We start from the raw sequence: 16,950 nt of genomic DNA, 5'->3' as shown, positions 1-16,950 counted from the left end.
CCAGGCCCGCCAGGCCGGGGTCAGTGCCGCGAGCCTGATGCACCTGGCCTGGGCGCGGGTGCTGGGCAGTGTCTCTGGCCGCGAGCAAGTGGTGTTCGGCACGGTACTGCTGGGCCGCCTTCAGGCGGGCGAGGGTGCTGACCGGGCGTTGGGGATGTTTATCAATACCTTGCCGCTGCGGGTCGATATCGGTACGCAGACGGTGCTCGCCGGACTCAAGGCCACCCACGGCCAACTGACCGCGTTGCTTGGGCACGAACATGCGCCGTTGGTGCTGGCCCAGCGTTGCAGCGGCGTGGCCGCGCCGGCACCGTTGTTCAGTGCGCTGCTCAACTACCGCCACAGTGTGGTGGCCGCTCCCACGGCCGAGCATGAAGCGGCCTGGAGTGGTATTGAGGCTTTCGGCGCCGAGGAGCGCACCAACTATCCGCTGACCCTGAACGTCGATGACCTGGGCGATGGCTTCAAGTTGTCGGTTCTGGTCACCGCCGAGGTGGGTGCGCAACGCCTGTGCGGTTATATGCAGGCAGCGGTGGCGCAACTGCTCCAGGCGCTGGAACAGACCCCGGCGGCGACGCTGGACAGCCTGTCGATCTTGCCGCCGGCGGAGCGTGAGCAGGTGTTGGTCGGTTTCAACGCCACCGCCACCGATTCGCCACGGCATACGACGGTGCACGCTCTGTTCGAGTCCCAGGTACAGCGCACGCCTGAAGCCGCGGCGGTGGTGCATGACGCGACGAGCCTGAGTTACCGCGAGTTGAACCGGCAGGCCAATCGCCTGGCGGCGGAACTGCTGGAACTCGGCGTGCAGCCTGGGGAGAGCGTGGCGCTGTTGTTGCCGCGCTCCATCGATCTGGTGGTCAGCCAACTGGCGGTGCTCAAGTGCGCGGCGGTCTATGTGCCGCTGGATATCAATGCCCCACGCGAACGCCAGGCCTTTATGGTGCAGGACAGCCAGGCCGTGCTGGTGCTGACCTACAGCGCTGAAACCCTGGACCAGGGTGTACGGCGTCTTGACCTCGACACCCGGTCTGTCAACGCAGAGCCGGCGGCCAATCCGGACCGAGCGGCAACCGCCGAGTCGGTCGCCTACATCATGTACACCTCCGGTTCCACCGGCACGCCCAAGGGTGTGCTGGTCCCGCACCGGGCCATCGGCCGCCTGGTAATCGACAACGGCTACGCCGACTTCAATGCGCAAGATCGCGTGGCCTTCGCCTCCAACCCGGCCTTCGACGCCAGCACCCTGGATGTCTGGGCGCCGCTGCTCAATGGCGGTTGCGTGGTGGTGGTCGAACACTCGGTATTGCTGTCCCAGGATGAGTTCCGGGCGCTGCTGCTGGCGCAATCGGTCAGCGTGCTGTGGCTGACCGCCGGGCTGTTCCATCAATATGCCGACGGCCTGATGGAGGTCTTCGCCCGCTTGCGCTACCTGATTGTCGGTGGTGATGTGCTGGACCCGGCGGTCATCGCCCGGGTACTGGCGCAAGGCGCGCCGCAACATCTGCTCAACGGCTATGGCCCGACCGAAGCCACGACCTTTTCCGCGACCTACGAGATCACTTCTGTGGGCAGCGGCGGTATTCCCATCGGTCGACCGATCGGCAACAGCCAGGTCTACGTGCTTGATGCACGTCGCCAACCGGTGGCGGTGGGTGTGCCCGGCGAGCTGTATATCGGCGGGCAGGGCGTGGCCAAGGGGTATTTGAACCGGGCGGAATTGAGCGCCACGCAGTTTGTCGCCGATCCGTTCAGCGCCCGGGAGGGTGCACTGCTGTACCGCACCGGTGACCTCGGTCGCTGGAACGCGGACGGTAACCTGGAGTACCTCGGCCGCAATGACGGTCAGGTGAAGATCCGTGGTTTCCGTATCGAACTGGGTGAAATCGAGGCCGCTCTGGTCACGCACCCGGCGGTACAGGAAGCGGTGTTGCTGGCACGGCAGGACGACGGTGAGAAACGCCTGGTGGCCTATTTCACCCAGGGCGAGTCGCAGCAGAGGCTGGATATCGAAAGCCTGCGCAGTCATCTGCAGGCCTGTCTGCCGGACTATATGGTGCCCGCGGCCTACGTGCGTCTCGACGTGCTGCCGCTGACCCCCAACGGCAAGCTGGACCGCAAGGCCCTGCCGGCACCGGATGCCCAGGCACTGGTCAGCCGTGGCTACGAGGCGCCCGAAGGCGTGGTCGAAACCACCCTGGCGGCGATCTGGGCCGAGGTGCTCAAGGTCGAGCGGGTCGGGCGTCACGATCACTTCTTCGAACTGGGCGGGCATTCGCTGCTGGCCGTCAGCCTGATCGAACGGATGCGCCAGGCCGGCTTGAGCGCCGATGTGCGCGTGCTGTTCGGCCAGCCGACCCTGGCCGCATTGGCGGCGGCCGTCGGTGGGGGCTCTGAAATCAAGGTCCCGGCCAATGCCATCCAGGCCGGTTGCACTCGGATCACGCCGGACCTGCTGCCCCTGGCCGATCTCGACCAGGCCGCCATTGACCGTATTGTCGCCAGCGTGCCGGGCGGGGTGGCCAATGTGCAGGATATCTACCCGCTGGCACCGTTGCAGGAGGGGATTCTTTATCACCATCTGGCGGCCGAGCAGGGCGATCCGTATGTCTTGCAGACCCTGTTCGAGATGGCCAGTCGCGAGCGCCTGAGTGCCTTTATCGACGCCTTGCAAAGCGTTATCGAACGCCATGACATCCTGCGTACCGCCGTGCTCTGGCAAGGGCTGGAGACACCGATGCAGGTGGTCTGGCGCCAGGCCCGGCTGTATCTGGAGCAGGTCGAACTCGATCCGGCCGAGGGTGATATCGCCGAGCAGTTGCATGAACGCTTCGACGCACGTCATTCGCGGCTGGACCTGACCCAGGCGCCGCTGGTGCGCCTGGTCTTTGCCGAGGACGCGCCGAACCAGCGCTGGGTGGCGATGCTGTTGTTCCACCATATGGCCCTGGATCACACCGCGATGGATGTGGTGCGCCAGGATATGCAGGCGCACCTGCTCGGCCTGGCCGGCCAGCTCGGTGCCGCCGTGCCGTATCGCAACTATGTGGCCCAGGCCCGCCTGGGTGTGAGCCGCGAGGCCCATGAAGGGTTCTTCCGCGAGATGTTGGGCGATATCGATGAGCCGACCCTGCCGTTCGGCCTGCTGGATGTGCAGGGCGACGGTCGCGATATCGAGGAAAGCAGCCTGGCGCTGGACAGCCGGCTGGACCTGCGCCTGCGGGCCCAGGCCCGTCAACTGGGGGTGAGCGCCGCCAGCCTGGTGCACCTGGCCTGGGCCCAGGTACTGGGCAAGGTGTCGAGCAAGCGCACGGTGGTGTTCGGTACCGTGCTGATGGGCCGGATGCAGGGCGGCGAGGGTGCCGACCGGGCGCTGGGGATGTTTATCAATACCTTGCCGCTGCGGGTGGACCTGGGCGAGCAGGGCGCGCGGGACGGGGTCCGGGCGACCCATGCCCGGCTCACCGCGCTGCTCGGCCACGAACATGCGCCGTTGGTGCTGGCCCAGCGTTGCAGCGGGGTGGCCGCGCCGTTGCCGTTGTTCAGTGCACTGCTCAACTACCGGCACAGTGGCGCGGCGGAACAATCGGGCGAGGCCCTTGAGGCCTGGCGTGGTATCGAGGTGCTCAGTGGCGAGGAGCGCACCAACTATCCGTTGACCTTGAACGTCGACGATCTGGGCGACGGTTTCAAGCTGACGGTGCTGGTCACCGGCAGCGTCGGAGCCGGGCGCGTTTGCAGCTATATGCAGACAGCGTTGGAAAGTCTGGTGGGGGCGTTGGAACTGTCACCGGCCACGGCGCTCGACAGTCTGTCGATTCTGCCGGCCGCCGAGCGTGAGCAGTTGTTGTTCGGGCTTAACGATACGGCACTGGATTATCCGCAGCAGCAGACTATCCATGGGTTGTTCGAGGCGCAGGTGGAACGTACGCCGGAGGCTTTGGCGGTGGTCCATGGTGAACAGCGTCTGAGTTATCGCGAACTCAATGAACTGGCCAACCGCCTGGCGCATACCTTGCGTAAACAAGGTGTGCGGCCGGATTCGCGGGTCGGGATCTGTGTCGAGCGCGGGACAGAGATGGTCGTCGGCTTGCTGGCGATCCTCAAGGCGGGCGGTGGTTATGTGCCGCTGGATCCGGCTTATCCGGTAGAGCGGATTGCCTATATGTTGCAGGACAGTGCTCCGGCAGCCGTACTCGCGCAGGCCGCAACCCGTGACTTGCTGGCAGGGGTTTCGGTGCCCGTGATCAATCTCGATCAGGGCACCTGGCAGGACGAGTCCGTCCAGAATCCAGAGGTGCCGGGGCTGACGTCGGCACATCTGGCGTACCTGATCTACACCTCGGGGTCGACCGGTCTGCCCAAGGGCGTGATGATCGAACACTGCAACACCGTGAACTTCCTGACCTGGGCCCATGCCGCTTTCGGCGGTGGTTCGGCGTTGAACAAGACGTTGTTCTCCACCTCGCTGAACTTCGACCTGGCGGTCTACGAGTGCTTTGCCCCTCTGACCTCGGGCGGCAGTATCGACGTGGTGAAAAACGTCCTGGAGCTGCAACACGGCGAACACGATATCGGTCTGATCAACACTGTGCCGTCCGCCCTGAAGGCCTTGCTGGAAGTCGACGGCCTGCCGGAGTCGGTGCACACGGTCAACGTTGCAGGTGAGGCGCTGAAACGCAGTCTGGTGGAATCGCTGTTCGAGAAGACCGGCGTCCAACGCCTGTGCAACCTCTATGGCCCTTCGGAAACCACCACCTATTCAAGTTGGGTAGCGATGGATCGCGAAGACGGTTTTGCCCCGCATATCGGCAAACCGGTGGGCAACACCCAGTTCTACCTGCTGGATGAACAGCAACAACCCGTTCCACTGGGTGTTCCGGGTGAGATCTACATTGGCGGCGCCGGCGTAGCCCGAGGCTACCTGAACCGCGACGATCTCACCGCCGAACGCTTCCTCCAGGACCCGTTCGCAATCACGCCGAACGCCCGGATGTACCGCACCGGCGACCTCGGTCGTTATCTGCCGGACGGCAATATCGAATACCTGGGCCGTAACGACGACCAGGTGAAGATCCGTGGTTTCCGTATCGAACTGGGCGAGATCGAAGCGCGCCTGGCCAAACATCCTGCGGTGCAGGAAGCCGTGGTCATGGCCCGCGAAGACATCCCGGGCGACAAACGCCTGGTGGCTTACTACACCGTCCAGTCCATGGACAACGAGCCGGCGATCGACAGCCTGCGCGGTTGGCTGCTGGGGCAACTGCCGGCCTATATGGTCCCGGTGGCCTATGTGCGGCTCGACGCACTACCGCTGACCCCCAACGGCAAGCTCGACCGCAAGGCCCTGCCGGCTCCGGACGGCGGCGCGCTGATCAGTCGCGGCTACGAAGCCCCGCAAGGCGAGACGGAAACCCTGATCGCCGAGATCTGGCAAACCTTGCTGGGTATCGCCCAGGTCGGTCGGCATGACCACTTCTTCGAACTGGGCGGCCATTCGCTGCTCGCCGTGAGCCTGATGGAACGCATGCGCCAGGAAGGTCTGGAAGCCGATGTCAGGACCCTGTTCGAACACCCCACCCTCTCGGAATACGCGGCAACGACGGAAAGAATGGAGATTGTTCTGTGAGCGTGATCGAACTGTTGGCAATACTGAAAGAGAAAGATGTGCAACTTGCCGTCAAGGGCGACCAACTGGTCGTCAGCGGCAGGCGACAGTCCCTCACCGAGCCCGCCGTGCTGGCGATGTTGCGCGAGAACAAGGCGGCGTTGATCGAACTGATCAATGCCGGCGAGTATTCCAGCGGCAAGGCCGGGGAAGTGGAGATTCCGGCCCAGGCGATCCCTGCCGGCTGCGCGCGCATCACCCCGGACATGCTGCCCCTGGTCCGGCTCGACCAGGCGGCCATCGAGCATATCGTCGCCAGCGTCCCCGGTGGTGTCGGCAATGTGCAGGACATCTACCCGCTGGCACCGTTGCAGGAGGGCATCCTCTATCACCATATCGCCGCCGAGCAGGGCGATCCCTACGTCCTGCAGGCGCAATTCGCGATTGCCAGCCGTGCCCGTTTCGACGAGTTCACCACGGCCTTGCAGCAGGTGATTGACCGTCACGACATCCTGCGCACCAGCGTGGTCTGGGAAGGCCTGGACGAACCGGTGCAGGTGGTCTGGCGCCAGGCGCGGCTGGTCCTCACTGAAATCGAGATCGACCCCGCTGCCGGCGCGGCCAGCGAGCAACTACGACAACGCTTCGACCCGCGCCACTACCGTCTCGATATCAGTCAGGCGCCTTTGCTGCGCCTGGCCTTCGCCCACGATGCGGCCAACCAGCGCTGGGTGGCAATGCTGCTGTTCCATCACATCGCCATCGACCACGCGGCCCTGGAAGTGGTGCAGCAGGAAATCCATGCGCACCTGTACGGCCAGGCCCAGGCCCTGGGCGAGCCGGTGCCGTATCGCAACTATGTGGCCCAGGCCCGACTCGGGGTCAGCAGCCAGCAGCACGAAGCGTTTTTCCGCGAGATGCTCGGTGATATCGACGAGCCGACCCTGCCGTTCGGCATTCAGGATGTGCGCGGCGACGGTCATGGTGTCGAAGAAGCGACCCAGACCCTGCCCGTCGAGCTGAGCCGGCGCCTGCGGGCCCAGGCCCGGCTGCAGGGGGTGAGTGCGGCGAGCCTGCATCACCTGGCCTGGGCCCAGGTGCTCGGGCGCCTGTGCGGGCGCAACGACGTGGTGTTCGGCACCGTGCTGCTGGGGCGGATGCGCGGCAGCGAAGGGGTTCGCCGGGCCCTGGGAATGTTTATCAATACCTTGCCGCTGCGGGTTGCCGTGGGCGAGCAGGATGTGCGGGCCGGGGTCAAGGCGACCCATGCGCGGCTGACCGCGTTGCTCGGTCACGAGCACGCCTCGTTGTCCCTGGCCCAGCGTTGCAGCGGCGTGGCCGCGCCGACGCCGTTGTTCAGCACCTTGCTCAACTACCGGCACAGTTCTGCTGAGGCGGTGACGGGGGAGGCGGTGCAGCTGTGGGAAGGGATCGAGGTGTTGGGGGGCGAAGAACGCACCAACTATCCGCTGATCCTGTCCCTGGATGACCTGGGCGAAGGTTTCAGCCTGAATGTGCAGGCGCTTGCCGGTATCGGTGCGCAGCGGGTCTGCGGGTATATGCAGACGGCGTTGGAGCAGTTGGTCCAGGCCCTGGAGCGGGCTTCGACTTCGGCGCTCAACAGCCTCTCGATCCTGCCGGCCGATGAGCGCGAACAGTTGCTGGTGGGGTTCAACGATACGGCACTGGATTATCCGCGGGAACAGACCATTCACGGGTTGTTCGAGGCGCAGGTTGAGCGTACGCCGGATGCTTTGGCGGTGGTGCATGGCGAACAGCGCCTGAGCTATCGCGAGCTTAACGAGCAGGCCAACCGTTTGGCCCATGCGTTGCGCAAGCAGGGTGTGCAGCCGGATTCTCGGGTCGGGATCTGTGTCGGGCGTGGGGCCGAGATGGTTGTCGGGTTGCTGGCGATTCTCAAGGCGGGTGGCGGTTATGTGCCGTTGGACCCGGCCTACCCGGCGGAGCGGATTGCCTACATGTTGCAGGACAGCGCTCCGGCGGCGGTCTTGGCACAGGCAGCTACCCAGGCATTGTTGGCGGGCGTTTCGGTGCCCGTGATCAATCTCGACCAGGACACCTGGCAGGACGAATCCGTCCAGAATCCGCAGGTGCCAGGGCTGACCTCAGCGCATCTGGCTTACCTGATCTACACCTCGGGTTCGACCGGTCTGCCCAAAGGCGTGATGATCGAACACCGCAATACCGTGAACTTCCTGACCTGGGCTCATGTCGCTTTCGGTGATGAGGCGTTGAACAAGACCTTGTTCTCCACCTCGCTTAACTTCGACCTCGCGGTCTACGAGTGCTTTGCCCCCTTGACCTCGGGCGGCAGCATCGACGTGGTGAAAAACGTCCTGGAGCTGCAACACGGCGAACACGATATTGGTTTGATCAACACCGTTCCATCTGCACTCAAGGCGTTGCTGGAAGTCGATGGCTTGCCGGAATCGGTCCATACGGTCAACGTTGCAGGTGAGGCGCTGAAGCGCAGCCTGGTGGAATCCCTGTTCGAAAAAACTGGCGTCCAACGTCTTTGCAACCTCTACGGCCCGTCGGAAACCACCACCTACTCAAGCTGGGTGGCCATGGACCGCGAAGACGGTTTCGCCCCGCATATCGGCAAGCCGGTCGGCAACACCCAGTTCTACCTGCTGGACGAGCAGCAACAGCCCGTTCCGCTGGGCGTGCCGGGTGAAATCTACATTGGTGGCGCCGGTGTAGCCCGAGGCTACCTGAACCGCGACGACCTCACCGCCGAACGCTTCCTCAAGGACCCGTTCAACCAGGATGCCTCGGCGCGGATGTATCGCACCGGCGACCTCGGCCGTTACCTGCCGGACGGCAATATCGAGTACCTCGGCCGTAACGACGACCAGGTGAAGATCCGTGGCTTCCGTATCGAACTGGGCGAGATCGATGCCCGCCTGGCCAAACATCCGGCGGTCCATGAAGCCGTGGTCACGGCCCGCGAAGATATTCCGGGCGACAAGCGTCTGGTGGCCTATTACACCCTGGCCGATGGACATACCTCGGTCGATATCGACAGCCTGCGCCGTCATCTGCAGGAAAAGCTGCCGGAGTACATGGTCCCGGCCATCTACGTTGTGTTGGACAAGCTGCCGCTGACCCCCAACGGCAAGCTCGACCGCAAGGCCCTGCCAGCCCCGGACAGCGATGCGCTGGTCCGTCGTGGCTACGAAGCGCCCCAAGGCGAAACCGAAATCACCCTTGCACGGATCTGGAGCGACCTGCTCAAGGTCGAGCAGGTCGGACGCCATGATCACTTCTTCGAACTGGGCGGCCATTCGCTGCTGGCCGTCAGCCTGATCGGCCATATGCGCCAGGCCGGGCTCAGTGTCGATGTGCAGGCGCTTTTCAGCCAGCCGACCCTGGCCGCTCTGGCCACTGCCGTGGGCGGCGGGCGGGAAATCGTCGTTCCGGCCAACGCCATTCCGGCAGGCTGCGAGCACATCACCCCGGAGATGCTGTCCCTGGTCAACCTCGACCAGGCCGCCATCGAACAGATTGTCGCGAACGTGCCCGGTGGCGCGGCGAATGTGCAGGATATCTATCCGCTGGCGCCGTTGCAGGAAGGCATTCTCTATCACCATCTGTCTGCCGGCAGCGGCGATCCCTACGTCCTCCATGCACTGTTCACGGTGCCGGACCGCCAGCGCCTGGACGCTTTCGCCCTGGCGTTGCAACAGGTTATCGATCGCCATGACATCCTGCGCACCGCCGTGCTCTGGCAGGGCCTGGAAGAACCGGTCCAGGTGGTCTGGCGCCAGGCCCGCCTGCACCGCGAGGCCCTGGAACTTGACCCGCGTGCCGGTGATGTGGCCAGCCAGCTCAAGGAGCGTTTCGACACCCGTCACTCGCGCCTGGACGTGACCCGAGCGCCACTGATGCAGCTGGTGTTTGCCGAGGACGAAGCCGAGCAGCGCTGGGTGGCGATGCTGCGCTTCCATCATATGGCCCTGGACCACACCGCCCTGGAAGTGGTCCGTCATGAAATCCAGGCACACCTGCTGGGGCAGGCCGCGCAGTTGGGCAGCCCGGTGCCGTACCGCAACTATGTGGCCCAGGCGCGCCTGGGTGGGCGTCGGGGGGAACACGAAGCGTTCTTCCGCGAGATGCTGGGCGATATCGACGAGCCGACACTGCCGTTCGGTTTGCAGGATGTGCAGGGTGACGGTCATTCCATCGAGGAAGCCACCCGCGTGCTGTCGCCGGCGCTGAGCCTGCGCCTGCGGGCTCGTGCCCGGCAGTTGGGCGTGAGCGCGGCCAGCTTGCATCACCTGGCCTGGGCCCAGGTATTGGGCAAGGTTTCGGGCAAGCAGGACGTGGTCTTCGGCACCGTGTTGATGGGCCGGATGCAGGGCGGCGAGGGGGCCGACCGCGCGCTGGGGATGTTTATCAATACCTTGCCGCTGCGGGTGGCCGTGGGCGGGCAGGGCGCGCGTGCCGGGGTCAAGGCGACCCATGCGCGACTGACCACGCTGCTGGGGCACGAACATGCGTCCCTGGCCCTGGCCCAGCGTTGCAGCGGCGTGGCCGCGCCGACGCCGTTGTTCAGCGCCTTGCTCAACTACCGTCACAGTGCCGTCGGCAGTGTTTCCGAAGAAGCCGCTCTGGCCTGGCAGGGTATCGAGACCCTTGGTGGTGAGGAACGTACCAACTATCCGTTGACCTTGAACGTCGATGACCTGGGCGAGGGCTTCAGCCTGAATGTGCAGGTCAACGCCGAAGTCGGCGCCATGCGGGTCTGCGCCTATATGGAGGCGGCGCTGGAGCATCTGCTCCAGGCGCTGGAGCAGAACCCCGAGGCCCCGTTGAGCAGCCTGTCGATTCTGCCGGCTGACGAGCGTGAACAACTGCTGGTGACGTTCAACGATACGTTGCTGGATTATCCACGGCAGCAGACCGTGCATGGGTTGTTCGAAGCGCAGGTGCAGCGTACGCCGGATGCCCTGGCAGTGGTGCATGGCGGGCGCCGCCTGACTTATCGCGAGCTTAACGAGCAAGCCAACCGTCTGGCGCATACCTTGCGTAAACAGGGTGTGCAGCCGGATTCACGGGTCGGGATCTGTGTCGAGCGCGGGGCGGAGATGGTCGTCGGCTTGCTGGCGATTCTCAAGGCGGGTGGCGGTTATGTGCCGCTGGACCCGGCTTACCCGGCGGAGCGGATTGCCTATATGTTGCAGGACAGTGCTCCGGCGGTCGTACTGGCGCAGACCGCAACCCGTGATTTGCTGGCGGGTGTTTCGGTGCCGGTCATCAATCTCGATCAGGGCACTTGGCAGGACGAATCCGTCCAGAATCCAGAGGTGCCGGGACTGACTTCAGCGCATCTGGCCTATCTGATCTACACCTCGGGGTCGACCGGCTTACCTAAAGGCGTAATGATCGAACACCGCAACACCGTGAACTTCCTGACCTGGGCCCATGCCGCTTTCGGCGGTCCGGCGTTGGAAAAAACGTTGTTCTCGACTTCGCTGAACTTCGACCTGGCGGTGTACGAATGCTTTGCACCGCTGACTTCGGGCGGCAGCATCGAGGTGGTGAAAAACGTTCTGGAGTTGCAACAGGGCGAGCACGATATCGACCTGATCAACACAGTGCCATCGGCGCTCAAGGCGTTGCTGGAAGTCGATGGCTTGCCGGAATCGGTGCACACGGTCAACGTCGCCGGCGAAGCGCTGAAACGCAGTCTGGTGGAATCGCTGTTCGAGAAGACTGGCGTCCAACGCCTGTGCAACCTTTACGGCCCATCGGAAACCACCACCTACTCAAGTTGGGTGTCGATGGATCGCGAGGACGGTTTCGCCCCCCATATCGGCAAACCGGTCGGCAACACCCAGTTCTACCTGCTGGACGAGCAGCAACAGCCCGTTCCGCTGGGTGTTCCGGGTGAAATCTACATCGGCGGCGCCGGTGTGGCACGGGGTTATCTGAACCGTGAAGACCTGACCGCCGAACGTTTCCTCAACGACCCGTTCAGCCGGGAAGCCTCGGCGCGGATGTATCGCACCGGCGACCTCGGCCGTTACCTGCCGGACGGCAATATCGAATACCTTGGCCGTAACGACGACCAGGTGAAGATCCGCGGTTTCCGTATCGAACTGGGCGAGATCGACGCCCGCCTGGCCAAACACCCGACCGTCCACGAAGCCGTGGTCACGGCCCGCGAGGATATTCCGGGCGACAAGCGCCTGGTGGCCTATTACACCCTGGCGGCCGGGCAGACTTCAGTCGATATCGAATCTCTGCGCAGCCATCTGCAAGAGCAGTTGCCGGAGTACATGGTTCCCGCCATCTACGTGCTGCTTGAGGCCATGCCGCTGACCCCGAACGGCAAACTCGACCGCAAGGCCCTGCCGACCCCGGACGGCGATGCGCTGATCCGCCGTGGTTATGAAGCGCCCCAGGGCGAAACCGAAACCACCCTGGCACGGATCTGGATGCAGCTGCTCAATGTCGAGCAGGTCGGGCGCCACGACCATTTCTTCGACCTGGGCGGCCATTCGTTGTTGGCCGTCAGCCTGATCGAACGCATGCGTCAGGCCGGCCTGAGCGCTGATGTCCGCGTGCTGTTCAGCCAGCCGACTCTTGCGGCCCTGGCTGCTGCCGTGGGCGGTGGGCGTGAAATCGTCGTCCCGGCCAATGCCATCCCGACCCCTTGCGCGCACATCACCCCGGACATGCTGCCCCTGGTCACTCTCGACCAGGCCGCTATCGACCGGGTTGTGGCTAACGTACCGGGCGGCGCGGCGAACGTGCAGGATATCTACCCGTTGGCGCCGCTGCAGGAAGGCATCCTCTATCACCATCACCTGGCCGTGGACCACGTCGACCCGTATCTGCAACACGCGCTGTTCGCCTTCGACAGCCGCGACCGGCTCGACGCCTTCGCCCAGGCCCTGCAAGGAGTGATTGCACGCCACGATATCCTGCGCACCGCGGTGGTCTGGGAAGGCCTCGATACGCCGCTGCAAATGGTCTGGCGCCAGGCGACCCTGGCGCTGCACGAAGTGTCGCCGGACCCGCTCGCCGGTGATACCGCCGGACAACTGCGCGGGCGCCTCGATTCTCCGCAGACCCGCCTGGATATCCGTCGGGCGCCGATGCTGCAGCTCGACTATGCACAGGACCCGTCCAACCAACGCTGGATCGGCCTGTTGCAGTACCACCACCTGGTCAACGACGCCACCTCCCTGGGGGCGTTGGTGGGCGAAATCGAAGCCCATATGCAGGATCGCCAGGTGCAACTGCCGGCCTCGATCCCGTACCGCAACTATGTGGCCCAATCGCGCCTCGGTGTGAGCCAGGCCGAGCACGAGCAGTTTTTCCGCGAAATGCTCGGCGATATCGACGAACCGACCTTGCCGTTCGGTCTGCAGGATGTGCAGGGCGACGGCCAGGATATCGAAGAGGCCCGCTGTGCCGTGGACAGCGGCCTCAGCCGCCGGCTGCGAACCCAGGCGCGGCAATTGGGCGTCAGTGCCGCCAGTCTTTGTCACCTGGCCTGGGCCCGTGTGCTCGGAGGTGTCTCGGGCAAGGACGAGGTGGTCTTCGGTACCGTCCTGCTCGGTCGCCTGCAAGGCGGCGAGGGCGCCGACCGGGCGCTGGGGATGTTTATCAATACCTTGCCGCTGCGGGTGGGAGTGGGTGGATTGGGTGTGCGAGAAGGGGTCAAGGCCACCCACTCACGCCTGACCGCCTTGCTCGGTCACGAACATGCGCCGCTGACCCTGGCGCAACGTTGCAGCGGCGTGGCGGCGCCGACCCCGTTGTTCAGCGCGCTGCTGAACTATCGACACCTGGCGAGTGGCAGCAGCGACCTGCCGGCCTGGAACGGCATCGAGATGCTCGGTGGCGAAGAACGCACCAACTACCCGCTGACCCTGTCGGTGGACGATCTGGGCGAAGACTTCGCCCTGCACGTCGGTACCTTGGCCGGTACCGGGGCACAACGGGTCTGCGGCTATATGCTCAGCGCCCTGGAAAGCCTGGTCGAGGCCCTGGAACAAACACCGGCCTTGCCGTTGGCGCAGTTGTCGATCCTGCCCGCCGCCGAGCGCGAGCAACTGCTGGTAGGGTTCAACGCCAGTGCTCGCGACTACCCACGGGCGCAAACCGTCCATGGCCTGTTCGAAGCCCAGGTGCGGGCGCGTCCCGAGGCTTGCGCGGCGATCCACGATGGCGTGTCGCTGACCTACGCCGAACTCAACACCCGGGCCAACCGCCTGGCCCGCCATCTGCGCGGTCTCGGTGTACAACCGGGCGACAGCGTGGCGATCCTGCTGGAACGCTCCCATGAGCTGCTGGTCAGCCAACTGGCGGTGCTCAAGTGCGGCGCGGTCTATGTGCCGCTGGATATCAACGCCCCGGTCGAGCGCCAGGGTTTCATGATCGAGGACAGCCAGGCCCGGGTCCTGCTGACTCGCCGCGAGGTGCCGCTGGTCACCAACGTACAACGTGTGGACCTCGATCATCTGAGTCTGGAGCGCCTGGACGGCGATGACCTGGTGATGCCGCAGTCCAGCGAAAGCGTGGCCTACATCATGTACACCTCCGGCTCCACCGGCACCCCCAAGGGTGTTCTGGTGCCGCATCGGGCCATCAGCCGCCTGGTGATCAACAACGGTTATGCCGACTTCAATGCCCGGGATCGGGTGGCCTTTGCCTCCAACCCGGCATTCGACGCCAGTACCCTCGACGTCTGGGCGCCGCTGCTCAATGGCGGCTGCGTGGTGGTGATCGGCCAGGCCGACTTGCTCTCCCCGGACAATTTCCAGCGCCTGTTGCTGGAACAGTCGGTCACGGTGTTGTGGATGACCGCCGGCCTGTTCCATCAATATGCCGCGGGCCTGGGCGATGCCTTTTCGCGCCTGCGCTACCTGATTGTCGGCGGCGATGTGCTGGACCCGGCGGTTATCGCACGGGTCCTGGAGAACGCCGCTCCCGAGCACCTGCTCAATGGCTACGGCCCGACCGAAGCCACGACCTTTTCCGCAACCTACGAGATCACCCGGGCGGACCGCGGCAGCCTGCCGATTGGCCGGCCGGTGGGCAACGGCCGTCTCTATGTGCTCGATGCCCAGGCCCAGCCCGTGCCGCTGGGGGTGATCGGTGAGCTGTATATCGGTGGCCTGGGCGTGGCCAAGGGTTACCTGAACCGGGATGAGTTGACCCGGGAAAAATTTGTCGCCGACCCGTTCGACAGCGACCCGCAGGCGCGCTTGTATCGCACCGGCGACCTGGCGCGCTGGCGTGCCGACGGCAACCTGGAATACCTGGGGCGTAATGACGACCAGGTGAAGATCCGTGGCTTCCGGGTCGAACTGGGTGAGATCGAAGCGCGCCTGGCCGAACATCCCGAGGTCAAGGAAACCGTGGTGCTGTGCCGCGAAGAGACCCCGGGCGACAAGCGTCTGGTGGCCTATTTCACCCCGGCCTTTGCCGGGGCGGTGGAGCGGATCGACGCGTTGCGCGGGCATTTGCACGGGCAGTTGCCGGAATATATGGTGCCCATGGCCTATGTGCGCCTTGAGCGCCTGCCGCTGACGGCCAACGGCAAGCTGGATCGCAAGGCCCTGCCGGCGCCGGATGAACGGGCGCTGATCAGCCGTGGCTACGAGGCGCCCGAGGGAGCAACCGAGACCTTGCTGGCGCAGTTATGGTCCGAGCTGCTCAAGGTCGAGCAGGTCGGTCGACATGACCACTTCTTCGAACTGGGCGGGCATTCATTGCTGGCGGTGACGCTGATCGAGCGTATGCGCCAGGCCGGCCTGAGCGCCGATGTCCGGGTGCTGTTCAGCCAGCCGACCCTGGCCGCGCTGGCCGCGGCGGTGGGCAGTGGTCGTGAAATTCGCGTGCCGGCCAATGGCATTACCCTCGATTGCTCGCGTATCACCCCCGAACTGTTGCCGCTGGCGAACCTGGACCAGGCCGCCATCGACCGGATCGTCGCCACGGTGCCGGGGGGCGTTGCCAACGTCCAGGATATCTATGCCCTGGCTCCGTTGCAGGCCGGCATCCTCTATCACCACCTCAGCGCGGAGCAGGGCGACCCCTACGTGCTGCAATCGCAGTTCGCCTTCGACAGCCTGGAGCGCCTGGAAGAATTTGCCAGTGCCTTGCAGTTCGTGATCCAGCGCCATGACATCCTGCGCACCGCGCTGGTCTGGGAAAGCCTCGACGAGCCGGTGCAGGTGGTCTGGCGTCAGGCGCAGCTGGTGCGCGAGAGCCTGGAACCGGACCCGCAGGGCGTTGATGTGGCGAGCCAGCTGCATCAGCGTTTCGACTCGCGGGACTACCGCCTGGATATTCGCCAGGCACCGATGCTGCGGCTGATCCAGGCCTGGGATACGCAAAACCAGCGTTGGCTGGCCTTGCTGCTGTTTCATCACCTGGCGATGGACCATACCGCGATGGATGTGGTGCAGCACGAGATGCAGGCCTATCTGCTGGGGCAGCAGGCGCAACTGGGCGCGCCGGTACCCTATCGCAACTATGTCGCCCAGGCCCGCCTGGGCGTGAGCCAGGAAGAGCACGAGCGCTTCTTCCGCGAACGGCTCGGGGATGTCGACGAACCGACCCTGCCGTTTGGCTTGCAGCTGGCTGATGTTCAAGGTATCGATGAAGCCCGTCTGCCTGTTGGGGTTGCGCTGGGTCGCCGTTTGCGAGTCCAGGCCCGTCAACTTGGGGTAAGTGCCGCCAGCCTGGTGCACCTGGCCTGGGCCCAGGTACTGGGCCGGGTTTCGGCCCGCGACGATGTGGTCTTCGGTACGGTGCTGATGGGCCGGATGCAGGGTGGCGAAGGGGCCGACCGCGCCTTGGGCATGTTTATCAATACCTTGCCGCTGCGGGTGGTCCTTGGCGCTCGCAGCGCACGGGAAGGGGTCAAGACCACCCACGACGAACTGACCGCGTTGCTTGGCCATGAGCATGCGTCCCTGGCGCTGGCCCAGCGTTGCAGCGCTGTCAGCGCTCCGCTGCCGTTGTTCAGCGCCTTGCTCAACTACCGTCACAGCAGCGTTGTCGTGACGGACGAGGCGCTGACGGCCTGGCACGGCATGCAGGCCCTGGGCGGTGAGGAACGCACCAACTATCCGCTGACCCTCAACGTCGATGACCAGGGTGAAGACTTCCTGTTGACCGCCCAGACTGTTCCGCTGATTGCGGCTGAGCGAATCTGCGCCTATATGCAGCGGGCCTTGCACAGCCTGGTCGATGCCCTGGAGCAGACGCCCCAGGCGCCATTGCAGGACTTGTCGGTGCTGCCGGAGGCTGAACGTCGGCAGTTGTTGGAAGCCTTCAATACCACTGCGGTCGAC

Annotated in this window: 2 protein-coding genes (1 of these 2 only partly in view); both read left to right on the top strand. The window is 64.7% G+C overall.

Annotated elements, in window-relative coordinates:
* A protein-coding gene (gene sypA / locus M5C01_RS16040) for a syringopeptin non-ribosomal peptide synthetase SypA (RefSeq protein WP_152742299.1) crosses the window boundary here: on the top strand, positions 1–5,629 show its end. The gene continues 10,487 nt to the left of window position 1, outside the view; only the last 5,629 of its 16,116 coding nucleotides appear in the window; the start codon falls outside the window, past its left edge; the stop codon is at positions 5,627–5,629.
* Positions 5,626–16,950, top strand: an 11,325-nt coding sequence (locus M5C01_RS16035) for an amino acid adenylation domain-containing protein (RefSeq protein ID WP_349292398.1), incomplete at its 3' end; no start/stop codon positions are given. The genes sypA and M5C01_RS16035, both read left to right, overlap by 4 nt.

Source organism: Pseudomonas sp. MWU12-2319 (assembly GCF_023242525.1).
GTDB classification, from domain to species: Bacteria; Pseudomonadota; Gammaproteobacteria; order Pseudomonadales; family Pseudomonadaceae; genus Aquipseudomonas; species Aquipseudomonas gingeri_D.
Note: the sequence above shows the minus strand (reverse complement) of the source record. Positions and strands in the feature narration are given on the sequence as shown.